The sequence below is a fragment of the Parvibaculum sp. genome (assembly GCF_039973015.1).
In the GTDB taxonomy this organism is placed as follows: Bacteria; Pseudomonadota; Alphaproteobacteria; order Parvibaculales; family Parvibaculaceae; genus Parvibaculum.
Genome location: NZ_JBDWLT010000007.1, coordinates 269,723 through 294,415, shown reverse-complemented (window position 1 = coordinate 294,415; position 24,693 = coordinate 269,723). Strand labels below are relative to the sequence as shown.

Annotated in this window: 27 protein-coding genes and 1 tRNA gene; 21 read left to right on the top strand and 7 right to left on the bottom strand. The window is 60.5% G+C overall.

The window, feature by feature from the left end:
- Window positions 1-156: 156 nt before the first annotated feature.
- Complete coding sequence (locus ABJO61_RS06220; protein ID WP_348326452.1) at window positions 157-1,071, bottom strand: AEC family transporter; 915 nt, start codon at window positions 1,069-1,071, stop codon at window positions 157-159.
- Between the two features lie 24 nt (window positions 1,072-1,095).
- Window positions 1,096-1,566, bottom strand: a complete 471-nt coding sequence (gene ruvX / locus ABJO61_RS06215; RefSeq protein ID WP_348326450.1) for a Holliday junction resolvase RuvX — start codon at window positions 1,564-1,566, stop codon at window positions 1,096-1,098.
- A 219-nt stretch (window positions 1,567-1,785) separates the two neighbouring features.
- On the opposite strand from ruvX, the gene gatC reads away from it, so the two are divergent.
- The 10 genes from gatC to ABJO61_RS06165 all read left to right on the top strand — a co-directional run bounded on the left by gatC (window position 1,786) and on the right by ABJO61_RS06165 (window position 9,659).
- Window positions 1,786-2,073, top strand: coding sequence for an Asp-tRNA(Asn)/Glu-tRNA(Gln) amidotransferase subunit GatC (gene gatC / locus ABJO61_RS06210; RefSeq protein WP_348326448.1), 288 nt, complete (start codon window positions 1,786-1,788; stop codon window positions 2,071-2,073).
- A 3-nt stretch (window positions 2,074-2,076) separates the two neighbouring features.
- The gene (gatA, locus tag ABJO61_RS06205) at window positions 2,077-3,555 is read left to right on the top strand and encodes an Asp-tRNA(Asn)/Glu-tRNA(Gln) amidotransferase subunit GatA (RefSeq protein ID WP_348326446.1); all 1,479 of its coding nucleotides are present in this window, start codon (window positions 2,077-2,079) and stop codon (window positions 3,553-3,555) included.
- A 47-nt stretch (window positions 3,556-3,602) separates the two neighbouring features.
- Window positions 3,603-5,087, top strand: coding sequence for an Asp-tRNA(Asn)/Glu-tRNA(Gln) amidotransferase subunit GatB (gatB, locus tag ABJO61_RS06200; RefSeq protein WP_348326460.1), 1,485 nt, complete (start codon window positions 3,603-3,605; stop codon window positions 5,085-5,087).
- A gap of 219 nt (window positions 5,088-5,306) precedes the next feature.
- Window positions 5,307-5,918, top strand: a complete 612-nt coding sequence (locus ABJO61_RS06195) for a histone H1-like repetitive region-containing protein (protein ID WP_348326444.1) — start codon at window positions 5,307-5,309, stop codon at window positions 5,916-5,918.
- A 9-nt stretch (window positions 5,919-5,927) separates the two neighbouring features.
- Complete coding sequence (locus tag ABJO61_RS06190; protein WP_348326442.1) at window positions 5,928-6,734, top strand: glutathione S-transferase N-terminal domain-containing protein; 807 nt, start codon at window positions 5,928-5,930, stop codon at window positions 6,732-6,734.
- Between the two features lie 100 nt (window positions 6,735-6,834).
- Entirely contained in the window at window positions 6,835-7,185 is a 351-nt protein-coding gene (locus tag ABJO61_RS06185; protein WP_348326441.1) for a hypothetical protein, read from the top strand.
- Window positions 7,186-7,291: 106 nt separating this feature from the next.
- The gene (locus ABJO61_RS06180) at window positions 7,292-7,945 is read left to right on the top strand and encodes a glutathione S-transferase N-terminal domain-containing protein (RefSeq protein WP_348326439.1); all 654 of its coding nucleotides are present in this window, start codon (window positions 7,292-7,294) and stop codon (window positions 7,943-7,945) included.
- A gap of 171 nt (window positions 7,946-8,116) precedes the next feature.
- Window positions 8,117-8,386 (top strand): hypothetical protein, encoded by a 270-nt coding sequence (locus ABJO61_RS06175; protein WP_348326437.1) that lies wholly within the window; start codon window positions 8,117-8,119, stop codon window positions 8,384-8,386.
- A gap of 200 nt (window positions 8,387-8,586) precedes the next feature.
- Entirely contained in the window at window positions 8,587-9,480 is an 894-nt protein-coding gene (gene tesB / locus ABJO61_RS06170; RefSeq protein ID WP_348326435.1) for an acyl-CoA thioesterase II, read from the top strand.
- An 86-nt stretch (window positions 9,481-9,566) separates the two neighbouring features.
- Window positions 9,567-9,659: transfer RNA gene (locus ABJO61_RS06165), tRNA-Ser, on the top strand.
- A 47-nt stretch (window positions 9,660-9,706) separates the two neighbouring features.
- Here ABJO61_RS06165 and ABJO61_RS06160 read toward each other — a convergent pair.
- Window positions 9,707-10,564, bottom strand: coding sequence for a glycosyltransferase 61 family protein (locus ABJO61_RS06160; protein WP_348326433.1), 858 nt, complete (start codon window positions 10,562-10,564; stop codon window positions 9,707-9,709).
- 211 nt (window positions 10,565-10,775) lie between these two features.
- Here ABJO61_RS06160 and ABJO61_RS06155 point away from each other — a divergent pair, with 211 nt between their 5' ends.
- From ABJO61_RS06155 to ABJO61_RS06130, 6 genes are all read left to right on the top strand, one after another.
- Window positions 10,776-11,711 carry a hypothetical protein gene (locus tag ABJO61_RS06155; RefSeq protein WP_348326431.1) on the top strand — a complete coding sequence of 312 codons (936 nt, stop codon included), beginning with the start codon at window positions 10,776-10,778 and terminating at the stop codon, window positions 11,709-11,711.
- Window positions 11,712-11,727: 16 nt separating this feature from the next.
- Window positions 11,728-12,357: a trimeric intracellular cation channel family protein gene (locus ABJO61_RS06150; protein ID WP_348326429.1), complete on the top strand. Its 630-nt coding sequence runs from the start codon at window positions 11,728-11,730 to the stop codon at window positions 12,355-12,357.
- Between the two features lie 92 nt (window positions 12,358-12,449).
- Window positions 12,450-13,586: a mechanosensitive ion channel domain-containing protein gene (locus ABJO61_RS06145; protein WP_348326427.1), complete on the top strand. Its 1,137-nt coding sequence runs from the start codon at window positions 12,450-12,452 to the stop codon at window positions 13,584-13,586.
- Between the two features lie 377 nt (window positions 13,587-13,963).
- Window positions 13,964-14,773, top strand: coding sequence for a class I SAM-dependent methyltransferase (locus ABJO61_RS06140; protein WP_348326425.1), 810 nt, complete (start codon window positions 13,964-13,966; stop codon window positions 14,771-14,773).
- The gene (locus ABJO61_RS06135) at window positions 14,763-15,599 is read left to right on the top strand and encodes a class I SAM-dependent methyltransferase (protein WP_348326423.1); all 837 of its coding nucleotides are present in this window, start codon (window positions 14,763-14,765) and stop codon (window positions 15,597-15,599) included. Before ABJO61_RS06140 ends, ABJO61_RS06135 begins: the two co-directional genes overlap by 11 nt.
- A gap of 241 nt (window positions 15,600-15,840) precedes the next feature.
- Window positions 15,841-16,551: a hypothetical protein gene (locus tag ABJO61_RS06130; protein WP_348326421.1), complete on the top strand. Its 711-nt coding sequence runs from the start codon at window positions 15,841-15,843 to the stop codon at window positions 16,549-16,551.
- Here ABJO61_RS06130 and ABJO61_RS06125 read toward each other — a convergent pair.
- Together ABJO61_RS06125 and ABJO61_RS06120 are read right to left on the bottom strand one after the other, a co-directional pair.
- Window positions 16,548-17,420: an alpha/beta hydrolase gene (locus ABJO61_RS06125; protein WP_348326419.1), complete on the bottom strand. Its 873-nt coding sequence runs from the start codon at window positions 17,418-17,420 to the stop codon at window positions 16,548-16,550. The genes ABJO61_RS06130 and ABJO61_RS06125 overlap by 4 nt on opposite strands.
- Window positions 17,421-17,496: 76 nt before the next feature.
- Window positions 17,497-19,743 (bottom strand): lytic transglycosylase domain-containing protein, encoded by a 2,247-nt coding sequence (locus tag ABJO61_RS06120; protein WP_348326417.1) that lies wholly within the window; start codon window positions 19,741-19,743, stop codon window positions 17,497-17,499.
- Window positions 19,744-20,055: 312 nt separating this feature from the next.
- Between ABJO61_RS06120 and dapA the strand changes: the two genes are divergently transcribed.
- The 3 genes from dapA to ABJO61_RS06105 are packed head-to-tail and all read left to right on the top strand — an operon-like array spanning window position 20,056 to window position 22,148.
- Window positions 20,056-20,931 carry a 4-hydroxy-tetrahydrodipicolinate synthase gene (gene dapA, locus ABJO61_RS06115; RefSeq protein ID WP_348326416.1) on the top strand — a complete coding sequence of 292 codons (876 nt, stop codon included), beginning with the start codon at window positions 20,056-20,058 and terminating at the stop codon, window positions 20,929-20,931.
- Window positions 20,932-20,970: 39 nt separating this feature from the next.
- Window positions 20,971-21,468, top strand: a complete 498-nt coding sequence (gene smpB / locus ABJO61_RS06110) for an SsrA-binding protein SmpB (protein ID WP_348326414.1) — start codon at window positions 20,971-20,973, stop codon at window positions 21,466-21,468.
- Window positions 21,469-21,473: 5 nt separating this feature from the next.
- A complete protein-coding gene (locus ABJO61_RS06105) occupies window positions 21,474-22,148 on the top strand; it encodes a sulfite oxidase-like oxidoreductase (protein WP_348326413.1) in 675 nt (224 codons plus the stop codon).
- 6 nt (window positions 22,149-22,154) lie between these two features.
- On the opposite strand, the gene ABJO61_RS06100 is transcribed toward ABJO61_RS06105, so the two are convergent.
- Window positions 22,155-22,853 carry a uracil-DNA glycosylase gene (locus tag ABJO61_RS06100; RefSeq protein ID WP_348326411.1) on the bottom strand — a complete coding sequence of 233 codons (699 nt, stop codon included), beginning with the start codon at window positions 22,851-22,853 and terminating at the stop codon, window positions 22,155-22,157.
- Window positions 22,810-23,427: an NYN domain-containing protein gene (locus tag ABJO61_RS06095; RefSeq protein WP_348326458.1), complete on the bottom strand. Its 618-nt coding sequence runs from the start codon at window positions 23,425-23,427 to the stop codon at window positions 22,810-22,812. Before ABJO61_RS06095 ends, ABJO61_RS06100 begins: the two co-directional genes overlap by 44 nt.
- A gap of 173 nt (window positions 23,428-23,600) precedes the next feature.
- On the opposite strand from ABJO61_RS06095, the gene folK reads away from it, so the two are divergent.
- Together folK and rpoZ are read left to right on the top strand one after the other, a co-directional pair.
- Window positions 23,601-24,143, top strand: coding sequence for a 2-amino-4-hydroxy-6-hydroxymethyldihydropteridine diphosphokinase (gene folK, locus ABJO61_RS06090; protein ID WP_348326409.1), 543 nt, complete (start codon window positions 23,601-23,603; stop codon window positions 24,141-24,143).
- 102 nt (window positions 24,144-24,245) lie between these two features.
- On the top strand, window positions 24,246-24,671 hold the full coding sequence (gene rpoZ / locus ABJO61_RS06085) for a DNA-directed RNA polymerase subunit omega (RefSeq protein ID WP_348326407.1): 426 nt from the start codon (window positions 24,246-24,248) through the stop codon (window positions 24,669-24,671).
- Window positions 24,672-24,693: the final 22 nt, after the last annotated feature.

The following is a 24,693-nucleotide window of genomic DNA, read 5'->3' as shown; positions in this document are numbered from 1 at the left end:
CCGCTTCAACCTCCTCCTCGCCCTCTACAACAACACGCCCCGCAAATGCCTTGACTTCCGCACCCCCGCCGAACTCTTCTCGGAGAAACTGTTGCACTTCAAATGTGAATCCACACCCCGGCTTTCGCCGGGGTGACACCTATATTTTAGCAACTGTCATCCCAACAGCCACAGCATCAGCGGCATGGTGATTGCCGCGAGGATGGTGGAGCCGGTGATGAGGCTGGCCATCAGCGTTGCGTCGCCGCCGAGCTGGCGGGCGAGGATGTAGGAGGAGGTTGCGCCCGGCACCGCGCCGCAGAGCAGCACGACCGCGGCGGGCAATCCGGTGACGCCGAAGACGATGCACCAGCCCGCCATGAGCGCGGGCATGACCAGAAGTTTCAAGCCGCTTGTCAGCGCGACGATCCAGCCGGTTTCGAGTGCGTGGGCAGGCTTGAGGCCCGCACCGATGGCGATGAGGCCGATGGTCAGCGCGGCGGCGCCGAGAATATCGAAGGTGGGCGCGAGCGGGCCGGGGAGGCCGATGCCGGAGACGTTGAGCGCGATGCCGGCCGCGCAGGCGAGGATGAGCGGGTTCTTCGAGAGAAGGCGCAGCACAGTGCCCATGCCGGCCGGTGTGTCGCCCGCATAGCGCGTCAGGATCAGCACCGAGAGCACGTTCACCGTGGGCACGAGGACGGCGAAAGCGACGGCAGCGAGCGTCACGCCCTCGGGGCCGAAGATCGAACCGATGGCGGCAAGTGCGACGAAGCCGTTCCAGCGTGCTGCACCCTGAAAGACGGACGCGAATTGCGGGCCCGATAGCGGCAGCACCGCCTTCAGCAGCATCAGGATTGCGACCATCGAGAAGAGGCCTGCGCCGAGCGCGGAAGCCATCGGCCAGATGTCGTAATCGGCGAGGTTTGCGGTCGCGAGCGTGTGGAGGAGAAGCGCGGGGAAGAAGATGTAATAGGTGAGGCGGTCGAGCGGCGCCCAAATTGCTTCATCCAGAAAATTCATGCGCTTGATCGCGAAGCCGAGCGCAATGACGAGGAAGACCGGGACGAGGGAGTTCAGGATGGGGAGCATTGAGGTTTCTTTTTCTTGTGGTGCTCAGAGCCTGCGCAGGCGGTCGAGCGCGCCTTGCAGGATGTAGGAAGCGGCCATCTTGTCCACGAGTTCGGCGCGGCGGGCGCGGCTTGCATCGGCGTCGAGCAGGGTGCGCGTGACGGCCATTGTCGACATGCGCTCGTCCCAGAAGACGACGGGGAGATCGGTCAGCTTTTCGAGATTGCGCACGAAGGCGCGGGTGGACTGGCAGCGCGGGCCCTCGGTGCCGTCCATGTTGAGCGGCAGGCCGAAGACGAGGGCGGCGACATCGTGCTGTTTCGCCAGGGCGATGATGCGTTCGGCGTCCGCGGTGAACTTGGTGCGCTTGATGGTTTCGAGGGGGCTCGCGATGCTTCGTGAGACATCCGACAGGGCAAGGCCGATGGTTTTCGTGCCGAGATCGGCGCCCATCAGCCGGTCATGGCGCCCGAGCCCTTCTTCAAGTTCTTCAAGAGGTTTCACGTTGGCGCTCAAGTGCTTGTTACCTTTGCGAAAATTGTGGAGCGGCGGAGATTAGAAGGGGCGGAAGCGCAAGGCAATCGGAAGGCTCATATATATTGTGACGCGCCGTTGCGGCGTGGGGCTCCCGCTTGTTATGTTCCGTCGCGATTCAACGAGCAAGGGGCGCGTGCAGCCGGGGCTCTGCCCCGAGGCGGAAACGGCCCCTTCCCGAACACCAATAGAGGCGGACCCATGTCGGTCGATCAGAAAACGGTCCGGCACATTGCCCGGCTTGCGCGGATTGCCGTGCGGGACGATGAGCTGGAGGCACTGGCCAAGGAACTCAACGGCATTCTCGACTGGGTGGAGCAGCTCGGCGAGGTGGACGTCACGGATGTGGAACCGATGACGAGTGCGGTGGCTGTCGCCATGAAGATGCGCGATGACGTCGTGAAGGCGGAGAACCTGCAAAAGGAAGTGACGCGGAACGCGCCCGGCGCGGAAGACGGCTTCTTCGTGGTGCCGAAGGTGGTGGAGTAAACGATGAGCGACCTGACAAAGCTGACGCTGGCCGCCGCCCGCGACGCACTGAAAAAGAAAGAGATCACCTCCACGGAGCTGACCGGGGCCTATCTCAAGGAGATGGAAGCGGCGGCGCCGCTCAATGCCTATGTGACGCCGACGGCGGAGAAGGCGCTGGAGATGGCGAAAGCCTCCGACGAGAAGCTCGCCAAGGGCGAGGGCGGTACGCTTGAAGGTGTGCCGCTCGGCATCAAGGATCTGTTCTGCACGAAGGATGTGCTGACGACCGCGTGCAGTCACATTCTCGACGGCTTCAAGCCGCCCTACGAGTCGACCGTGACATCGAACCTTTGGCGCGACGGCGCGGTGATGCTCGGCAAACTCAATAATGACGAGTTCGCGATGGGCTCGTCCAACGAGACGAGCTTCTATGGCCCGGTGGTGAACCCGTGGCGGCGCAAGGGCTCGGACGCGAAGCTCGTGCCGGGCGGTTCGTCGGGCGGTTCGTCGGCAGCGGTGGCGGCGCGGCTCTGCGCGGCGGCGACGGCGACGGATACGGGCGGTTCCATCCGCCAGCCCGCCGCCTTCACGGGCACAGTGGGCCTCAAGCCGACATATGGGCGCTGCTCGCGCTGGGGCATCGTGGCCTTTGCCTCGTCGCTCGATCAGGCGGGGCCGATTACGCGGGACGTGCGCGACGCGGCGATCATGCTGGGTTCGATGGCCGGACATGACGAGAAGGACACGACGAGCGTCGACCGGCCGGTGCCGGATTACGAGGCGGGACTTTCGCGAGGCATCAAGGGGCTCAATGTCGGCATTCCGAAGGAATACCGCGTAGAGGGCATGCCGAAGGAGATCGACGACCTCTGGACGCGCGGCATCGAATGGCTGAAGGCCGCAGGCGCCAATGTCAAAGAGGTGAGCCTGCCGCACACGAAATATGCGCTGCCGACCTATTACATCGTGGCGCCGGCGGAGTGCTCGTCCAATCTCGCGCGCTATGACGGTGTGCGCTACGGGCTGCGCGTCGATGGCAAGGACATCACGGGCATGTATGAGAACACCCGTGCCGAAGGCTTTGGCGCGGAAGTGAAACGCCGCGTTCTGATGGGCACCTATGTGCTGTCGGCAGGCTATTACGACGCCTATTACCTGAAGGCACAGAAGGTGCGGACGCTGATTGCGCGCGATTTTGCGGAAGCCTTCTCGGAAATCGATGTGCTGCTTACGCCGACGGCGCCATCCGCTGCCTTCGGTATTGGCGAGAAGAGCGACGATCCGCTGTCGATGTATCTGAACGACGTCTTCACGGTGACGGTGAACCTCGCGGGGCTTCCAGGCATTTCGGTGCCGGCCGGGCTTTCGGCGGAGGGACTGCCGCTGGGGCTGCAGCTTATCGGGCGGACTTTCGACGAGGAAACGCTGCTGCGTGCGGCATTTGCCATCGAAGAAGCGGCGGGTTTCACGGCGGAAGCCGAAGCATGGTGGAGGGCGTGACCATGGCCGAGACAATCGAGACAATGGTGAGCGATTTCGAGCGCACGATGAAGGTGCGCGAACCGCGCAAGGAAGATCTGATCCAGGGGCAGACAGGCGACTGGGAGATCATTCTCGGGCTTGAAGTCCATGCGCAGGTTTCGTCGAACGCCAAGCTTTTCTCCGCCGCCTCGACCAGATTCGGCGCAGAACAGAACAGTCAGGTGAGCTTCGTCGACGCGGCGATGCCCGGGATGCTGCCGGTCATCAATCGTTTCTGCGTGGAGCAGGCGGTGCGCACGGGGCTTGGTCTCAAGGCGCAGATCAATCTGCGTTCCGTGTTCGACCGGAAGAACTACTTTTATCCAGACCTGCCGCAGGGCTACCAGATTTCGCAGTTCAAGCACCCGATCGTGGGGGAGGGCGAAGTCATTCTCGATATGCCGGACGGGCGGACGGTCAATGTCGGCATTGAACGGCTGCATCTCGAACAGGATGCGGGCAAGAGCCTGCATGACCAGCACCCGGCGATGAGCTTCGTCGATCTCAACCGTTCGGGCGTTGCATTGATGGAGATTGTTTCGAAGCCGGACATGCGCTCGGCCGATGAAGCGCGGGCTTATGTTACGAAGCTGCGCACGATCCTGCGTTATCTCGGCACTTGCGACGGGAACATGGAAGAGGGTTCCCTGCGCGCGGATGTTAACGTTTCGGTGCGGAAAGTCGGCTCGCGCCTTGGCACACGCTGCGAAATCAAGAATGTGAACTCGATCCGCTTCATCGGTCAGGCGATCGAACATGAAGCGCGCAGACAGATTGAAATTCTCGAAGAGGGCGGGAAGATCGACCAGGAAACCCGGCTTTTCGATCCGAAGACGGGTGAAACGCGTTCCATGCGTTCCAAGGAAGAGGCGCATGACTACCGCTACTTCCCCGATCCCGACCTTTTGCCGCTCGAATTCACGCAAGACTGGGTGAACGAGATTGCCGCGTCGCTGCCGGAACTGCCGGACGACAAGAAGGCGCGTCTCATTTCCGATTACGGGCTTTCACCCTATGACGCGACCGTTCTGATCGGCGAAGGCGCGCGCGCGGACTACTTCGAGGCGGTGGCGAAGGGACGCGATGCGAAGCTCGCGGCGAACTGGGTGACGGGCGAATTGTTCGGCGCACTGAACCGCGAAGGGCATTCGATAGAGGAGACTCCGGTGTCCTCAAAACAGCTTGGAGAGCTCATCGATCTGATCTCCAACGGCACGATCTCGGGACGAATCGCGAAGCAGGTTTTTGATTCGATGTACAAAACGGGTCGTGACCCGGCCAAAATCGTCGAAGAGGAAGGCCTGCAGCAGGTAACGGATTTCGGGGCTATCGAAGCGGCGATCGACGCCGTCATCGCAGCCAACCCCGATAAAGTCGAGCAAACGAAAGTCAAGCCTCAACTTGCAGGCTGGTTTGTCGGCCAAGTCATGAAATCCACGTCTGGCAAGGCAAATCCGAGCGTCGTCAACGAAATTCTCGCGAAGAAACTCGGCCTATCATCCGACGACTGACGAAAATTTCCGGCTCCTGAATGAACCGTTTGGTAACCACTTTCCCCGGAGAGTGGCGCGAACACGTGTGCACAAATCTGTTGCATTGTGTTGCCGAGCGCTTTTTCCGCGCTCATATTGTTGTGGCGCGCCTGAGGGGTACGAGGGCGCTAGCAGTGTGTGCGTTGCGAGTACATGGATTGTCGCCAAACGAAACGGCACATCAGGAGCTAGAGAAACATGGCTACCACCACCAAGACCAAAGCTAAGCCGAAGGCCGCTGCGGCCAAGAAGCCTGCAGCCAAGAAGCCGGCTGCCAAGAAGAAGCCGGCTGCGAAAAAGACCGTGAAGAAACTCGCCGCGAAGACGACCGCAGCGAAGAAGGCGCCCGCAAAGCGGAAGCCTGCGGCGAAGAAGACGACGGCGAAGAAGCCCGCCGCTAAAAAGACAGTCGCGAAGAAGGCGCCCGCAAAGCGGAAGCCTGCAGCGAAGAAGCCCGCCGCCAAGAAGACGGTTGCGAAGAAGGCTCCTGCGAAGCGTAAGCCCGCAGCAGCGAAGAAGCCTGCCGCCCGCAAGACGGCCGCCAAGAAGGCCCCTGCGAAGCGGAAGCCCGCCGCCAAGAAGACAACGGCGAGGAAGCCCGCCGCTCGCAAGACGACGGCGCGCAAGACAACCGCTCGGAAAACGACGGCTCGGAAGACGACCGCCCGCAAGACGACGGCTCGCAAGACGCCTGTCCGTAAGACTGCGGTTCGGAAAGCTGCCGTTCGCAAGCCTGCCGTCAAGAAGGCGCCTGCGAAGCGGAAGCCTGCTGCAAAGCGTAAGCCCGCAGCGCGCAAGACGGCGGCTTAAGTTGCCGATATGAGCGATACGCGCCGGACAAAACCCGCCAAGGCGGCGGCGAAACGCTCCTCAGCAAGGCGAAGTCCCGCTTCCGGGCGGGGCAACGCCAAGCCGATCGAACTCTATTACTGGCCAACGCCAAACGGCTGGAAGATTTCGATCATGCTTGAGGAGTGCGGCCTGCCTTACGAGTTGAAGCCGGTGAATATCGGTATTGGTGATCAGTTCAAGCGATCCTTTTTGAAGATCGCACCGAACAACAGGATGCCAGCCATCGTGGATCCGCAGGGTCCGGGGGGGAAACCGATTTCGATCTTCGAGTCGGGGGCTATCCTTCAATATCTCGGTCGCAAGTCGGGGAAGTTTTATCCCGCAAGCGAGCGTTCGAGAGTTGAGGTCGACCAATGGCTGTTCTGGCAAATGGCTGGGCTTGGCCCCATGGCGGGCCAAGCCCATCATTTCCGCCAGTACGCTCAGAACAAGATCCCCTATGCGATCAAACGGTATACCGACGAGGTGAACCGGCTCTATGGCGTGATGAACAAGCGCCTGAAGGACCGCGACTATCTCGCCGGCCGCTACTCGATCGCCGACATGGCCTGCTGGGGCTGGATCGTACCCTATAAGAACCAGGGTCAGCGGCTTGACGATTTCCCATTCCTGAAAGACTGGTTTGAGCGGGTCGGCGCCCGCCCGGCCGTCCAGAGGGGATTTGCTCTCGGTCGCGAATGGCGCCGGGGCACCATCGGGGACAAATCCAAAGAGGCCGAGCAGGCACGCAAAGTGCTGTTCGGACAACGCGCACAAAAGCAGGGGCGGGGCTGAACAGCTCTTCCTCTTATGTTAAGCTCACAGCGTCTCCGGGAAACCGGGGGCGCTGTTTGCCTTTGGCGCCTCGTTTGCGCCGAACCGGAAAGCGATCCGAATGCGTCTGATTCAAGCTTTGTTTTTCGCCGCGACCGTTGCGATGATTTCCGGTTTGCCTGCGCAAGCTGAGACGGTGACGGCAACAGGCAGCCTGATCAAGAAAGATGCTTACGGAACCGAAGAAGCCTGGGGGCGGACGCTGAAGCTGCCGGAAGGCGGAAAGGTCGTGCGCGTGATGGACGGGACTTACGGATTCTCGATCCTCGATGCGCAAGGCGAGACGGTCGGCGATTTCCTGCTGCCGCAGCAGGCAGTGGGCACCAGGCTTGCGCCGGGTGAATACAGCCTTATGCCTTATGTCTGTGCGCAGCACCGGCATCATCACGTGGAAGTGACCGTCGAGTACTGACGAAATCACGCCGCAGCGGCCTGGCGGACTCGACCTCCCTATTTTTCATTCCCATATGCGCTCGACCGGAAATAGGCGAAGTGCGGGGGAGGACCTTGTATTTCGCATGTGCGAAGGGCGGAAGGCGATGATCGATTTCTACACATGGACAACACCGAACGGACGCAAGGTCTCCATCATGCTCGAGGAGGCGGGACTCCCTTACGAAGTCCACGCCATCGATATCGGCAAGGATGAACAGTTCGCACCGGCGTTCCTGAAGATCAGTCCCAACAATCGCATTCCAGCGATTGTCGACCGCGATGCGGATAGCGGAGCTTTGCCGGTTTTCGAGTCGGGTGCGATCCTTGTCTATCTCGCGGAGAAGACGGGCAAGTTTCTTGCGCCAAAGGGAGAGCAGCGCGCAAAGACGCTGGAATGGCTGATGTGGCAGATGAGCGGGGTGGGACCGATGCTCGGGCAGGCGAACCATTTCATCAATACGGCGCCGGAGAAAATCCCTTACGCCATGGACCGCTATATCGGCGAAGCGGCGCGGCTCATCAAGGTACTCGACAAGCGGCTCGGCGAAGCGAACTACATGGCTGGAGATTATTCCATTGCCGACATGGCCACATATCCCTGGATCAGCATTGCCTTCGACCTGGTCCGGCAGGCCAAGCCAGATGTGGTGGGAGAGGGCGCGAATGTGAAGCGCTGGCTCGATATGGTGGGGGCAAGACCGGCGGTTCAGCGGGGCATGGCTGTTCCCGAAGTGTGACCTGAGGGACATCAAAAGCAGATTTCATCATGCTTGCTCACCTATATCGGTAGGGTGAGCGGGCCGTTAACCATTTTTTCAGTGCAGCAATGGAGAGTTGAAACCAGGGACGGGGAGGGGCTCCGTTCACGGAACAACGGGCTTGAAGCCTCGAATTCGAGGAGACAGCACATGGCTCGCATGCAACTCGAGCAAGTCGAGAAGAGCGAGCTTGCCGCGGAAGGCGGCAAGTGCGACGCGCTTTATAATCTCGGGCTGATGTATTCGACCGGTCATGGTGTGGAGGTCGATCTCGTGACCGCACACAAATGGTTCAACCTTGCCGCGATGAAGGGCAGCAACGAGGCGCGGACGTGCCGCTCGGAACTTGCTGCGGAAATGAGCGCGGCGGAGATCGCCGAGGCGCAGCGCCAGGCGCGTGAGTGGCTGGCTCACCAGTAAGCTTTTGTTTCTAAATACGAATTTCAAGTTTCCGAGGTCTCTGCCCCGGGAATTGGATGTGCTGCCGCAGGACGCGCAAAGACGGTGACACGCCGTCGCGCTCCGCTTATCTTCCGGCCACCGGGAAGCCCCTCGCATATCGCCGTATCGCTGGCGGTCTTTGCTGCTTCCACAATTTTCGCATTCCCCCAGGAGTGGCCATGACCGATGCTTCGCCGCAAGCCGACAAGAATCCCGTCGAAGACCTGATCGACCTGCTCGACCTTGAGCAGATCGAGATGAATCTCTTTCGCGGGCACAGCCCCGATGTGAGCTGGCAGCGCGTGTTCGGCGGACAGGTGATCGGGCAGGCACTTGTTGCGGCCTACCGGACGGTGGAAGACAGGGTGTGCCATTCGCTGCATGCCTACTTCATCCGGCCCGGCGATCCGAAGATCCCCATTGTCTATGAGGTGGACCGCTCACGGGACGGCAAGAGCTTTACCACGCGCCGGGTCGTCGCGATCCAGCACGGCAAGCAGATATTCAATCTGGCCGCCTCGTTTCAGGTGCAGGAGGAGGGGTTCGAGCATCAGGCCGTGATGCCCGACGTGCCGCAGCCAGAAGACCTGCCGAACGAGAGCGAATTGCGCAAGGCCATCGAGGACAAGTTGCCGGAAGCGATCCGCGTTCATTTCGCGCGTCCGCGCCCCATCGAAATCCGCCCGGTCAATCCGCAGGACTATATCGATCCCGCGCCGATCGAGCCGGTGCAGCACGTCTGGTTCCGGGCGCGCAAGGGCGTAGGCGACGACATTGCGCTCAGCCAGTGCATTCTTGCCTATGCGTCCGACATGACGCTGCTCGATACCTGCATTCGCCCGCATGGCGTGAGCTGGGTGAGCGGCAAGCTGCAATCGGCGAGCCTCGATCATGCCATGTGGTTCCATGCGCCGTTCCGGACCGACGACTGGCTTCTCTATACACAGGACAGCCCGAGTGCCTCCGGCGCCCGCGGTTTCAACCGGGGCAGTATCTACACGAGGGATGGAAAGCTCGTCGCATCCGTGGCGCAGGAAGGGCTTATCCGCTACCGGGGCGGCCAAAAGAGCTGAAGGCGGGCAGAGAAGGTAAAATCCCCTGGCGGCTCAAAGACATTGGCCTTGATGCGGCCGATAATCTTGGGCATACACGGGGAGCCGGAGAGGTGGCCGAGTGGCTGAAGGCGGCGGTTTGCTAAACCGTTGTACAGTGTAAAGCTGTACCGTGGGTTCGAATCCCATCCTCTCCGCCATTTTCCTCCGATTTTTTTCGAAAATGAACCCGGCAGCCTGCGCGCGATCAGCGCAGGTGGCGAAGCACCTTTTCGGGCTCTATCGAGAAGAAGCTGCCCGAAACCGGGGGAGCGACGAAACGGATGCCGAAAATCTCAGCCAGAGATCGGGAGGCGTTATTCTCCTGCTTGAGGGGCGTTGCGAACATCAGGGCGGTGGCGCCCGATTTCATCCAGAACAAATGAGCGAATTCCGCTCCTCTCGCGCCGATCACGGCGGATGCGTTCCGGAAGGCCATGATCTGCTCCCACAGGGGGAGAGCGCCCATATCGGCCTCTCTGGCATTGTGGCCAGCGGCGACGAGATATTCCGCAATTTGCCCGCTGTTGAGAAGGTCCCGTCGGCTGTTGCCGTATTTCGGGAACCGCGCATTGCCCGTCGGTGCATAGTAGGGGTGCTCGGGCGATCTTTTCAGAACCAGCACTTCAGTATCCTGCCAGCGTGTGAGCGTACTTCTCTGCCGGCATGCCTCTTCGGCGCGCTTCAGCAGGAGCAGGCGTACGCGCTCCGTCATCTCACGGAAGGAACTGACTTCCGCCTGGGTTTGATGAGAGCCGTCGAGACGGAACAGCAAATTATCCCATCGGGGAACGAGACAGATGCCGGACGACGTGCGCTCATGAGCGGGCAGGGGCTCTGCAAGCTCCAGTCCGGCGAGCAGGCATGCTTCGGCTATCTTCGGATTCATGAGGGGACCGCAATCCTCGAAGCTGATGCGCTGGCACGCACGGTCCAGACCCAGACTGAGGCCGGGAATCAGATAGCCATGAAGAAAGTGGAAGAAGTGGTCCTTCGCCCCGAAAGGAAGCGTCGCATCGTAGCGGAGGTGCAGGTCTTGCCCGACGGGGATTTGCGATTCAGACATGCGGTCGGCACCGGAAAATGATCATGCGTTGCGGGCGTAACGACGTTGCGGGAAGTCATAACATGATCCATACGCCGCCCGGATCGGATCAAGCGCCGCATCCTTGCGATCGCGGATGGCTATAGGCTCGAAACCAGGCCGAACGGATGTTAAGGAACAAGGACGCCGGATTTCGGCCGGGATTCGGGTGAAAGTATACAATGGAAAGAACATGCTTCTGTTCGACACGCCCCGGTATATCGAACAACTTGGCTGGCTTGGCAGAAGGGCCGCCCTGCCTGAAGGAAGCGCCTTGTTGCGCCAGTTCGATGATTTGCGCTGGGACGCCAGGGGAAGCTGGCCCTATCAATCTCTTCCCTCGATAAAGCAACTCCAGGCCTTGCGATATCTGCCCGGCTTTTCTCCGCTCACATTTACCTCGGTCATCCGGCCGGACGCCGACCCCGTGGCTTCGCGCAAGGCGCTGGAGGAAATGGGCAATCATTTCAATATCGAGTTCCGTCCCCTGAAGGCTCATCTGGCGCATGATCCGGGCTTGCCTCCCGCGCGTGACGGGTATTCGCGGCGGACCCGAAACCGCCTGAAACATGCTGAAGATGTGTTTTTCGTCGAGCGGGAGGCGTTGCTGTCCGAGCATGAAGTGATGTCCAGCTGGCAATGCCGATTGAAAAAACTTCGTTCCATTACGGATTCCTCCGCACCGGACCCGAGGCATTTCGCGGGATTGATCGCGGCATTTAGAGAGCGGACGGAGAGCAACGCCTGCGTTGCGCTGCGCTGGCGTAATTCAGGGGCGCTTGCCGGTGTCTTTCTGTTCTTTTCCGACCTCGCCGGACAGAGCTGGCACGCCCACAGCTTTTTGCTGGATGACGGTGCGCTGCCGGATTTCGGTTCCTATCTTCTTTTCGACAGAGCCGTGAAGCTGCTGGGAGACAGGATGCTCTGGTTCGGCGGTGCGCCCGCCGGGGCAAATGGTAACGGCGTTTTTACTTTCAAGCGGCGATTTGCGAATTGCACGGGCCAGGCGCACATTCTCAGCGTCGATCTGAACGACGCCGAACTGACGAAAATACGTTCGAGTCACAAGACCTTTCCCTGGCTGCCGAATTACCGTGCTCCAGAACAGACGGCCCGGGAACCCGGCTAAAAGGATATTGCCGCGCATGGCCGCCTTCGACCTTCTCATATCGCTGCAAATCATCGGCATTGCCGCCTTCGCCGTGTCGGGTGCACTTGTCGCGGGGGAGCGGCAGATGGACTGGTTCGGCGTGATGCTACTCGGGATCATCGTCGCTGTAGGTGGCGGAACGCTACGCGACCTCCTGCTCGCCGTGCCTGTCTTCTGGACTCAGGCTTCATGGTATGTGGTCATGGCAGCGTTGTGTGCTCTTGCCACCATTCCATTCGCGGGCTGGGCAAACCGTGTGCGCCGTCCGGTTGCGATTGCCGATGCATTCGGGCTGGCCGTCTTCGTCGCGCTCGGAACGAGAAAGGCGCTGGAGGCAGGAACTTCTGGAGTTGTTGCCGTTATTATGGGCGTCGTCACCGGCATTGTCGGCGGCATTATCCGCGACGTGCTCGCGAACCGGACACCCATCATCCTGAGAAAAGAAGTCTATGCGCTTGCTGCGCTTTGCGGTGCCACGCTGTTCGTATTTGCCGAGAGAGTGGGAATGCAGGCAGATTATGCGTTGTGGCTTTCCGTGGCCGTGACGCTCACGATCCGCATTCTTGCGATCCATTTCAATTGGTCGGTGCCGACACTGCGTGTGGAGCCGGGCGATCAGGAGTAGGCGCTACCACGACCTTCTTCTACCGGTCTTGCTCCGCGGGGGCACAGGGCTAGGTTATCCATATTGGTGTGACGCCAGATATGGAGCTTCCATTGCCAGAAAATTTCTTCACGCAAGTTTTCGGCGTCGTTGACTGGATGCCCGACTGGGCGGTGACGCTGACGCTGCTTGTGGGGGCAGCTGCAGTTGCCTTACTGGTTCACGGCATTGCGATCAGGCTGCTGATCGGGGCGTTCTCCCGCCGTGCCATTTATGTTCAGACTTTCCTTCGCCGGACGCGGAGCCTCACAAGGGCGATCGTACTCTTCATCGCCTGTACCCTGGTGTTACAGGCCGCGCCGCTCAGCGAGGGCACTCTCTCGGCCTGGAGTTCCGTACTCGGCGCTTTGCTTTGCGCCATTGTTGGCTGGACCGCCATTTCTACCGTTCACATTGTGAGCGACGTCTATCTGGCGCGTTTCCGCATCGATGTGGCGGACAACCTGCAGGCGAGAAAGCATGTGACGCAGATCCGCATCCTGCGGCGTGTGGCAGATACCCTGATCGTGCTGCTGGCGCTGGGCGCTGGACTGATGACGTTCGAGCCGGTCCGGCAATATGGCGTCAGCATCTTCGCGTCTGCGGGTGCTGCTGGCCTCATACTCGGGCTGGCGGCGCGCCCGGTGCTGGAAAATCTTATTGCAGGCATACAGATTGCGATAACACAGCCGATCCGCATCGACGATGCGGTGGTTGTGGAGGGCGAGTGGGGCTGGATCGAGGAAATCACCGGCACTTACGTCGTAATCCGCATATGGGACTGGCGACGGCTTATCGTGCCTCTTTCCTATTTCATTCAAAATCCTTTCACCAACTGGACAAGAGAAACCGCGTCGATTATCGGCACTGTTTTTCTTCATGCGGACTACACATTGCCGGTGGAAGAACTGCGCGCCTGTCTTGGCGAATTCGTGAAAGACGAGCCGTTATGGGACGGGAAGGTGGCGGTTGTTCAAGTGACCGATGCAAATGATCGTACAATCGAGATTCGCGCGCTTGTGAGCGCGCGCACATCACCCGATGCATGGGATCTGCGCTGCAATATCCGGGAAAAACTCATTGCATGGATTCGCGACAACCATCCGGACTGTCTGCCGCAAGTGCGCAGCGTGCCAATTAAAGGCGCAGGCGCCCCGATATCCGGTGAAGTTGACGATATTCTTGCCGAAGATGCGAGTGACACAAGTTGAGGGAGGACGCGGCGTAAATCCGGTCTGAATGTGTGGAACCCGCCGAAAAGCATCACTTCTTGTGAAGTTTGAGTTGCGCGGTTGCTACTGAAGGCGGGCTTTGTTAGCTTGCATGCGCTGAGAGGGCATTCACATACGTTGCACCATACGCGTGCGGCGCTGTCCCCAGTCGTATCCCGCAGCTTTGCTGCCTTGCCGCTTTTCTGCCGGCGTTTAGGGATGCGGCCCGTTTTCGTGCATCTGCGCGGCTTACCTTTTGCGGGCTCAGAAAACCGATCTCATAGGCTGCCGGCCGTTTTATGGCTGGTGCCGTTTATGCTTTTGGCGGCTGAGGAATCGCGCGTGCGGTCGCCGTCATATCCCGAAGGAACGTCATCATGGAACAGACCAAGAAAAAGCAGCAGGAATTCGGTGAAGATCCGCTAGCCATGCGTGAAACCGATCACTACCAGCACGAATACACCGAATCCTTTGTTGAAAAATGGGATGACCTGATCGATTGGGACAGCCGCGCGAAAAGTGAAGGGCAGTTTTTCATCGATATTCTCAAGAAGCGCGGGAAGCACAAGATTCTCGATGTCGCGACGGGAACGGGCTTCAATTCCGTGCAGCTTCTGAAGGCGGGGTTCGACGTAACGAGCGTCGACGGTGCTGCGGAAATGCTCTCCAAGGCTTTCGGAAATGCGCGCGATCACGGCTTCGTCATGCAGACGGTTCATGCGGACTGGCGCTGGCTCAACAAGGACGTTCACGGAAAATACGACGCGATTATCTGCCTCGGTAACTCGTTCACGCATCTTTTCGAGGAAAAGGACCGGCGCCGTGCGCTTGCCGAGTTCTATGCCGCGCTCAAGCATGACGGCATTCTTATCCTCGACCAGCGTAACTACGACGCCATTCTCGACCGCGGCTTCAGCACGAAGCACAAGTATTATTACTGCGGCGACCAGGTGACGGCCGAGCCGGAACATGTCGATGATTCACTGGCACGCTTCCGTTACACGTTCCCCGACGACAGTGTCTATCACCTGAACATGTTCCCGTTGCGCAAGGCCTATACGCGGCGGCTGATGCATGAGATCGGTTTCCAGAAGGTCGTCACCTACGGTGATTTCGAAGAAGAGTACAAAGACGAGGATGCCGACTTCTTCATTCACGTTGCGGAGAAAACCTACAATGACGAGTAAATCGAACGCTGTCGCTCAGGCAGAAGCCTATTACGACAGTCCGGATGCGGACTCGTTCTACTTCACTATCTGGGGCGGTGAGGACATCCATATAGGGATGTACAAGGACGATAACGAGCCGATTATCCCCGCGAGCCATCGCAATGACGAGACGCTGGCATCGATGCTCGATGGCATCGATGCGAACACCGTCGTTCTCGACATCGGCGCGGGATATGGTGGCGCCGCGCGACATCTCGCCAAGACCTATGGCTGCAAGGTCATCTGCGTGAACATCAGCGAGAAGCAGAACAGCCTCAATCGCGAGCTGAACAAGAAAGCCGGCCTCGAGGACAAGATCGAGGTTCTTTATGGCGACTTCGAAGCCATTCCGGCCGAGGACAACGCCATCGACGTTGTGTGGTCGCAGGATGCGATACTGCACAGCGGCAACCGCCCGCGTGTACTCGACGAAGTGAAGCGTGTGTTGAAGCCCGGCGGCCAGTTCATCTTCACCGATCCGATGCAGTCGGATGATTGCCCGGATGGTGTGCTTCAGCCGATCCTCGACCGCATTCATCTCGAAACGCTGGGCAGCTTCGGCTTCTACGACAAGGAGCTGACGGCGCGCGGTTTCGAGAAGGCGGACGTCAAGGAGATGACGCACCAGCTTCGCCGCCACTATTGGCGCGTTGGCGAGGAACTCAAGGCAAACTATGAGCGCCTGACAAAGGGCTCGAGCACGACCTATCTCGACAACATGATCAAGGGGCTCGGCCACTGGGTCGATGGCGCGGACAAGGGCTATCTTGCCTGGGGCGTCATGCATTACCGCTTGGCAAAGTAAGCCGGGAGACCTAGATTTCCCGTTGCCGGAGCTTTTTCCGGCACTCAAGGATCGAATGATGACGCAGCCGGCTTACATGCAGGGCAACTGGTGGACCACCCGGAGGGTGGCCCCGTAACGTCGTCTGTTTTCGATCGTACCGGACAAGGCCGCCCCCTCTGGAGGCGGCCTTTTCGTTTGAGACATTTATCGGAAAGCGCTTCCAGCGGTGCGGCCTGGCCGGCAGCCAAGGAGAAGCGAGATGAATGCCTGTGTCAGCGAATCCTCCAGGGAGTTCGAGCTCGACGGTGTCGTGCCCTGGGGCAGGCGGCTTTGGGAGTATCGCGCATTTTTCGGACTTGGCGATCTTGCGTCCTGCGTCCCGGTGCTGGATGCGGGGGGTGGCCCTTCCTCCTTTGCAGCAGAGGCGGCAGGGGCGGGCCTTTCCGTTATCGCCGCCGATCCGGTTTATGCGTTGGAGCCCGGGGATATAAGCCAGCGCTTCGGGGAAACGGCGGACGCCATGCGAGCGGGAATGCGGCGAGCGTCCTATCGCTTCAACTGGAGCCAGTACGGTTCGGAAGCAGCCGTTCACAAGCTTCGGCGGGAGGCGCTGGACCTTTTTCTGGCGGACTTTGAAACGGGGAAAGCGCAAGGGCGCTATGTGCCGGCTTCACTGCCATTTCTTCCATTCAATGATGGCTCTTTCCGTCTCGCGCTCGTCTCGCATCTGCTGTTTCTCTACGGAGACGATCTCGACTTCGGCTTTCATCTCGCCGCGCTCCGCGAGTTGTTGCGCGTTGCAGGAGAAGTGCGGGTTTTCCCGCTGGTCAATCTGGACGGATTACCATCGAGCCATCTGCCGGGCATCGTGAACGAACTAAGGCGGTATGGTGCCGAAGTTGACCTCGTTCCGGTGCCATTTGAATTTCAGAAGGGCGCGACGCGAATGCTCCGTGTGCGCCGTGCCTAGAGCTTTTCGGAGGAGAGGAAGTCATCGATGGCAGCAAGCACTTCCGGCTCGTCGAGGAACGGCGCGTGGCCCCGGTCCTTTGCGACCACGCTCTTCATGGCGGGGTTGGCTTCGGTCATGCGGGTCACGATGCCGGGGGTCAGGATGTCGGAGTTCTCTCCACGTATGGCGAGAAGCGGCATCTGGGAGAGCGACTTGAACTGAGGCCAGAGGGTGGGGATTTCGCCCTTCGACGCCTCCAGTCCCTTGCGCATGGCTGTGCCGATCTTCGGATCGTAATCCATCTTCGGTGCGGCATGTTCTTCCGCGAAGGTGCGGTGCGCGAATGTGCGCCAGGCTTCGGCGGACAGGTTCGGGAATTCACGCTCGTTCATCATGCGAAGCTTCACGGCGGCTTCGTCCCATGTTTTGGGTGTTTCCATGACGCCGACATAGCTGGCGATGCGCGCAATGCCTTTGGGCTCCACCTCGGGGCCGATATCGTTCAGTACTGCGGCCCTGATGACGTTTGGCCGGAAGGCGGCAAGCGCCATGATGATGAGGCCGCCGCGCGATGTGCCGACAAAGACGGCCTGACCGATGCCGGCGGCGCCCATCAGGTCGAGGGTGTCCATCATCTCATGAACTGGCGTGTAGTCCGACCAGTTGTCGCAATAACCGGAGCGGCCGCGGCCGCGCAGGTCCGGGCAGATGACGCGGCGGGCCGCCGACAGATGTTCGGCAAGCGGTTCGAAATCTTTCGAGTTTCGCGTCAGACCGGGAAGGCAGATGACCGGCGTACCGGGCGCCGTGCGCTCGCCGTAGTCTCGTGCGTAGAGCTTCAGTCCGTCCTGACTTGTGTAAAAAATGTCACGATGAGAGGGCGGCATGGAGAGGGCTCCGCGAATATGGGCGTGGATCATGGTGGAGAGGGGCAGCCCCCGCAAGCCCCGAAGATGATGCGCTCTAGTTGTCCCCCGCTTCGACAACGGGCGCCATCGCGCCTTCCGCGGGCGTGGCCATCGGCACAGGCGCATTCGACGCTGGCGTTACGACCGGTGAGGAGAGGGAAGGCGGCGCAAGCGGGACATTCGATGGGCTCGGCGAGGGAGCAGGCGTCGTGATCGGTGTCGCGCCGCCGTAGCGAATGAGGTCCGCTTCTATGCGCACAGGTTCCGGCTGGCCGCTCAAGCGCCCGCGATAGACTTCGAGATTTTCCATCACGCGCTGGACGTAGTTGCGTGTCTCGGAAAAGGGGATGCTCTCGATCCAGTCGATCGGATCGACGGCCGTCGATCGCGGATCGCCATACTCTCTTACCCATTGGCGGACGCGCGATGCGCCAGCGTTATAGGCGGCGATGCTCATGATGTAGGAGCCGGAAAATTCATTTTCCACGAGATCGCCGAGGTGGGCAGCGCCGAGCGTCGCGTTATAAACGGGATCGGTGAGCCTTGCGGAAGAATAGGGCAGGCCGACCTGCCCCGCGACCATGCGCGCCGTGCGCGGCATGAGCTGCATCAAACCGCGCGCACCTGCCGGGCTTAGTGCTTGCGGGTCAAATTCGCTCTCTTGCCGTGACAGGCCGTAGACCAGAGCCGTTTCGACGGGTGGTCCGCGGTGCGCCCATTTCGGCATGGCTTCCGTCGGATAGGCATAGTCGGTGAGCACTATGTTGCGGAGTGCGGCAGACTTTGCGATGCGCAGAGAGAGCTTGCGGTCACCGAAGGAGAGCGCGAGATCGGAAAGGACGGCGATCTCGGCGGGATCGTCGATGATGTCCGCAAGATGCAGCATGAATGTCCAGCGGGTTCTCTCCCGATCAATGTCCTGCAAAATGTGTGCGGCATGGACGAGCTCGCGGCTGTCGAAGCGTTTCTTTACGTCGCCGGTTCGCGCGGGCGTTCCCGGCAGATGGAGCTTGCCGTCGCTGCCGCTGGATGCGAGGGCGGCGGTCGCGAGCTGCCCGTAGAAAGTTGTCGGGTAGGTAGCGGCCTGCCGGTAATAGGTGGCGGCATTTTCCTTGTCGCCCGATGCGGAAGCCGCGCGGCCCGACCAGTATTCCGCGCGCGATTTGCTGATCGGCGTCGAGACGCCGCCACTGAGCTTGCGGAAATGCGCAAGAGCGGTTTCCGGCCTGTTCAGATATTGAAGGCCGATCCAGCCGGCCATGAATTCGGCTTCCGCGAAATCGACACCTTCGGTGAGGCCGTTGCCGGCCGCGATCTTGTAGGCCTGCTCATAGAGCCCCTCAGACATAGCCTTGCGGGCGAGAATCTTGCGTTCCACCCACCAACTGCCGGGCCGCACCATCTTGTGCGGTTCGGTGGGGGCCGTGAGAAGGAGTGGCAGGGCGGTATGCTCATTGCCACGACGGCGCTCATATCGCACCTGATCGTAAAGAAGTCCGGCATCTGTCCGCAGGGATGCGGGCACTTGCGAAAGGGCAGAGGGAGCCTTGCTCGACCCGGCGATGAACTGGATGCGGGCGTCGGCAAGGGCGCGTTCAGCCTGCCCAACCAGCGCAGCTGTGGTGCGGGCGTCGCCAGTGCGCTGTTCCCAGAGAAGGCGGGCAAGGCGCGCTTGCTGTGCTTCGGTATTCAGATAGCGGCCATAGGCGGCCAGGATTTCTCTTTGCCGGGAAGAACTGAAGTCGTTCTCGATCCATGCGCGACGGATCCATTCGGCGCCTTCGTCCTGACGGCCGGCCTCGAGGAGCGTCTTGCCATATCGGATACGGCCCTCGCCCGTCCTTGGCGGATGCTCGACAAACCAGGCGATGATGTCCTCGCCCGACATCGGGTAGGCGAGAAGAGCTTTTTCTGCCCGAATTTCCAGAATGTAGAGCCGCGGCCAGTCGGGATTCTGCTCCATGAAGGCGACGATTTCGGCAAAGGTCGCCGTACTGGAATCGGAGAGAAGCCGGGTCCAGACGATGAGCTTTGCAGCCGTCGGGTCGCTTATCTGGGAGCGGAAACGGCTGGCCGAAACCCAGTTGCCGCGGTCGACCTCGTCGAAGGCGGCGCGTGCGGCCATCATGTCCGCTGCGCTCAGACCGGAGAAGGTGCCCGCTGTGGCGGTCGGTGCCTTTGGAGCCGCAAGGGGCTCCGAGGCGCTTGCCGTCTGGAGCTGGGTGCCTCCGGGACGAGGCAGGGGCAGCGTGGCTGAAGCCTCCGCGGAAACCGCGCAAGCGGAAAAGGCCGCTGCCGCCATGGCAGCCGCGAGGCGAGGAAGTCTGAAGCTGGAATCAGTCCGCAAGGCGCAAACCCGATACAAAGTTTCCGAACCGCTCTCAGGCCAGCCCGGCGGGGGGCCTTGGGTTCGTCAATCGCGCAGTAAATCTGGCGTGAAACGCCGCAACGCTCAGATATTCCACCATTGAGTCTACTCATGTGCTAACACGCGCCGCAATAGGTCATATGCGCCGGAACCGGCGGTTTCTTGCCGGGTTTGTCGCTTATGGTTATCTTGCGCGCCTTCGGGAGCACCCCATCCGCACAAATCGGGGAAACGGAGCCTAAAGCCATGTTCAAGGGATCGTTCGTCGCACTCATTACACCGTTCAAGGGCGGCAAGGTGGATGAGGCTGCGTTCGTCAAACTGGTGGAATGGCAGATCGAGCAGGGCACCCACGGCCTTGTTCCCTGCGGGACGACGGGTGAATCGCCGACGCTTTCCCATGACGAGCACAAGCGCGTTGTGGAACTCTGCATCGAAACGGCGCGGGGCCGCGTGCCCGTGATCGCCGGGGCGGGGTCGAACAACACCGTTGAAGCTATTGAGCTGACGGCCTTTGCCAAGGAGGCGGGCGCGGATGCCGTGCTCAGCGTGACCGGCTATTACAACAAGCCGTCACAGGAAGGCATCTACCAGCATTTCAAGGCGGTGAACGACGCGGTCGATATTCCGATCATCCTCTACAATATCCCCGGGCGAACCATCGTGGATATTTCGCTTGAAACCATGACGCGGCTCTTTGCGTTGAAGAATATCGTGGGTGTGAAGGATGCGACGGCGAACCTTGTGCGGGTGAGCCAGCAACGCCAGATGATGGGAGCGGATTTCTGCCAGCTTTCGGGCGAGGATGCGACCGCGCTCGGGTTCAATGCGCATGGCGGCGTGGGCTGCATTTCCGTCACGGCGAATATAGCGCCAGCGCTTTGTGCGGAATTCCAGCAAGCAACGCTTGCAGGAGACTTTGCCAAGGCGCTTGAAATCCAGGATCGGCTGATGCCGCTTCACACGGCGCTGTTCCTCGATCCGAACCCGGCGCCCGCCAAGTATGCGGCAAAGCTGCTGGGCTTCTGCGAGAACGAGTTGCGGCTGCCGCTGGTGCCGGCCAGTTCCGGGACCGAGGAAAAAGTGCGCAGCGCCATGCAGCATGCTGGCCTGCTTAATTGACGCGCCAGAGATCGGCGGCGAGCTAGAAATCGGGGAGCAATGTCCTCCAAGAGCGGTGGCGCCAAACGGAAGGCCGTGGACGGCCAGAAGATCATTGCGGATAACCGCAAGGCGCGCTTCAACTACAGCATAGGCGAGACTTTCGAGGCTGGCATCGAGCTCAAGGGTAGCGAGGTGAAGTCGTTGCGCGTGGGACAAGGGAGCCTCAACGAGGCTTATGCCCAGGCGACGCGCGACGGCGAGATAATGCTCGTGAACGCCTATATCCCCGTCTATCTGCAGGCCAACCAGTTCAATCACGAGACGCGGCGGCCCCGCAAACTCCTCCTGAACAGGCGCGAGATCGACAAGCTGATTGCAGCCATTCAGCGGCAGGGCATGACCATCGTGCCCTTGCGGATGTATTTTACCGATCGGGGGCTCGTTAAGGTCGAGATCGGGCTCGCGCAGGGCAAGAAGCTCGCCGACAAGCGCGAGACGCTGAAGGAACGGAGCTGGGAGCGCGACAAGGCACGGCTGCTCAGGGAAAAAGGCTGAAAGCCATGAGCGAGGACGGAAGCGGCGAAGGCCCGGTCGGACGGATCAAGGAAAAGCTGATCCGTTCCAAGCAGAAGACGGCGGAGGAAGGCCGGCATCTGACCGGCACGCCAGACAAGGCCCATGTGCGCCGACTGCCGCCCGGACAGAACCTCGTCAAGAAATGGCCGGTGCTCGACCTCGGCATCCAACCCGATATTCCGAAGCAGGAATGGTCGCTTGAGGTCACGGGGCTTGTCGCCAATCCTGCCAACTGGAATTTCGAGGATTTTCTCAAGCTGCCGCAATCGCAATTCACGAGCGACATTCACTGCGTCACGACCTGGAGCCTTTACGACAATCGCTGGGATGGCGTGGCGGCGCGGACGATCCTCGAACTCGTGCAGCCCCATTCCGAGGCGCGTCATGTGATCTTTCACGCTCATGACGGCTACACCACCAATATCAGGCGGGAGGTCTTCGAAGAGCCGGACGTCATCATTGCGCATAGCTGGGAGGGAAAGCCGCTGAGCCGCGAGCATGGCGGGCCTGTGCGCGCCGTGGTGCCGAAGTGGTATTTCTGGAAGAGTGCGAAGTGGCTGCGGGCGATCGAATTCAGCGATGTCGACAAGCCTGGCTTCTGGGAACAGAACGGCTATCACAATGAAGCCGACCCCTGGAAGGAAGAGCGCTACAGCTAGCGTTCTTCAATCGCCGATATGCGCGCGCACCGCGCGGAAAACATCGTGAAACATCTCTGGCGTGAGGCGGCGCGTATTCGTGTTGTAGCGCGAGCAGTGATAGCTGTCGAAAAGACGGAGCCCTGAGCCCAGATCATGCTGCGCGCCATGACCGAAGACGGCGGTGCTTTTCTTCACACCCCGAGCCGAGAGGACCGCATCATGCGCGATGCGGCCAAGCGCGAGGATAACTTCCAGGTTCGGTAGCGCAGCGATACGCGCCTTGAAGAACCCGAGACAGGTTTTTGCTTCGGCGGGTGTTGGCTTGTTCTGGGGCGGCACACAGCGCACGGCGTTGGTGATCATCGTATCGACGAGTTCGAGCCCGTCATCGGGACGCGCATCATAAGTGCCGCGGGCAAAGCCGAATTCGAGAAGTGTTCCGTAAAGCAGATCGCCCGCGAAATCGCCCGTGAAGGGACGGCCCGTACGGTTCGCGCCCTGAACACCCGGCGCCAGACCGACAACCAGCAGGCGCGCCTTCTCGGTGCCGAAAGACGGGACGGGCGCGTTGAACCAATCGGGATGGGCGGCCTGGTTCGCCTCGCGATAGGCGACAAGCCGGGGACAGAGCGGACAGTCGAGCGGTGCTTCGGCTTCGAAAGAAATGAGGGAGGCGCGATCAGGCACGTGCCGGCCGTCCGAGGTCTTCATCCTCGTCGTCATAATAGCCGTCGCCGTCATTGCGGACCGGCGCGGTGGCGGGGCGGTCCGAATGGCTGCGGCCGACAATGTCGCGAAGTGTTTCAAGGTCGATGAACTGATCAGCCTGGCGGCGGAGTTCGTCGGCAATCATGGGCGGTTGGCTGCGCATGGTCGAGACGACTGTCACGCGTTTGCCGCGCCGCTGGACCGCATCCACGAGGCGACGGAAATCTCCATCGCCGGAGAACAGAACCAGATGGTCGAGCTTGTCGGCGATTTCGAGCGCGTCGATGGCGAGCTCTATGTCCATATTTCCCTTGATGCGGCGGCGGCCGTTTGCGTCGGTGAATTCCTTGGCCGGCTTGGTGACGACGGCATAGCCGTTGTAGTCGAGCCAGTCGATCAGGGGCCGCAGCGGCGAATATTCCTGATCCTCAAGAAGCGCGGTGTAGTAAAAGGCGCGGACAAGCGTACCTTTTTCTCGAAAATGGCTGAGGAGACGCCTGTAATCGATATCGAAGCCGAGACCGCGGGCCGCTGAATAAAGGTTTGCACCGTCAATGAACAGAGCGACACGCTCATGCGGATAAAAGATCATTCATTCACTCCCGGACCCAAGGGCCCTTACAACAATAAATACCGGCAACAAAAATACGGGCACAGGTCCGGCAAGCCGAACCGGCGAAAGAGGAATATGACCGAAGCTCATGATTCCGCAAGTTAACGGGCCATCCACGTTGTGCATTCGGGAAACCATGCGAGGCCGTCATGTCTGACCGGATCTTGGTGGCTCTTGGCGGCAACCAACCGAGTGTGCAGGGGCCGCCAGCAGCGACATTGCGCGCCGCGCTGGCGATGATGCCGGGCTTCGGTGTCAAAGTGGTGTCGGTCGCGCCATTTTACCGGACACCGGCGCTGGCAGGTTATATACAGCCTGATTACGTGAATTCGGTGGCTTTGATCGAGGCGGCCGATCCCCCCGACGCGCTGCTCGACAAGCTGCACCGTATAGAGGCCTTGTTCGGGCGTGTTCGCCGGGAGCGGTGGGCACCGCGACCGCTCGATCTCGATCTTCTCGATTTTCGGGGTGAAGTGGTGCTTGCCGAAGGCCCCCGAGGCGCCGATGCCGGGGCAGGGCCACTGCCGCTTGCGCTTCCTCATCCGGGCATCGCGGCGCGTGGCTTCGTTCTGCTTCCGCTTCGCGATGTGGCGCCTGACTGGCGCCACCCGGTAACGGGAAAGAGCGTCGGGGAACTGATTGCCGCGCTGCCCGAAGCCGAAGTACGGGCGATCCGGCCCCATAAAGGCTGAAATCGTCGCAGTTTGGGCCGTAAGAGCCTGTTCCGGCTTGCTTTATGCGGTCTCACCCCCTACATACAGGCCAAATCACTATCCTGCATACCGGAGTTCCAAATGGCCCGCGTGACCGTTGAAGATTGCGTCGACAAGGTGCCCAACCGATTTGAGCTGGTTCTGCTCTCGGCGCACCGCGCGCGCGCCATGTCGGCTGGCGCGGAATTGACCGTTGACCGCGACAACGACAAGAACCCTGTCGTGGCGCTCCGTGAAATAGCGGAAAAGACGGTTACCCCGGAAGATCTCCGCGAAGACCTTATCGGCAGCTTGCAGAGCCGCGTCGAGACGGAAGAGCCGGAAGTCGAGAACATGCAGCTTCTCATGTCCGGTGAGGCGGCGGCCGAGGTGCAGGATACGTTCGGTTCCGCAGAAGACGGTGGCGAGCGGATGAGCGAGGAAGACCTTCTTCGCGCGATCCAGACCCAGATCGACTCACCGCAGCAAAAATCGGCAGATGCGGACGAAATGGACGGGGAAGACTGAGCCAGGGCGAGCAAGGCCGGAT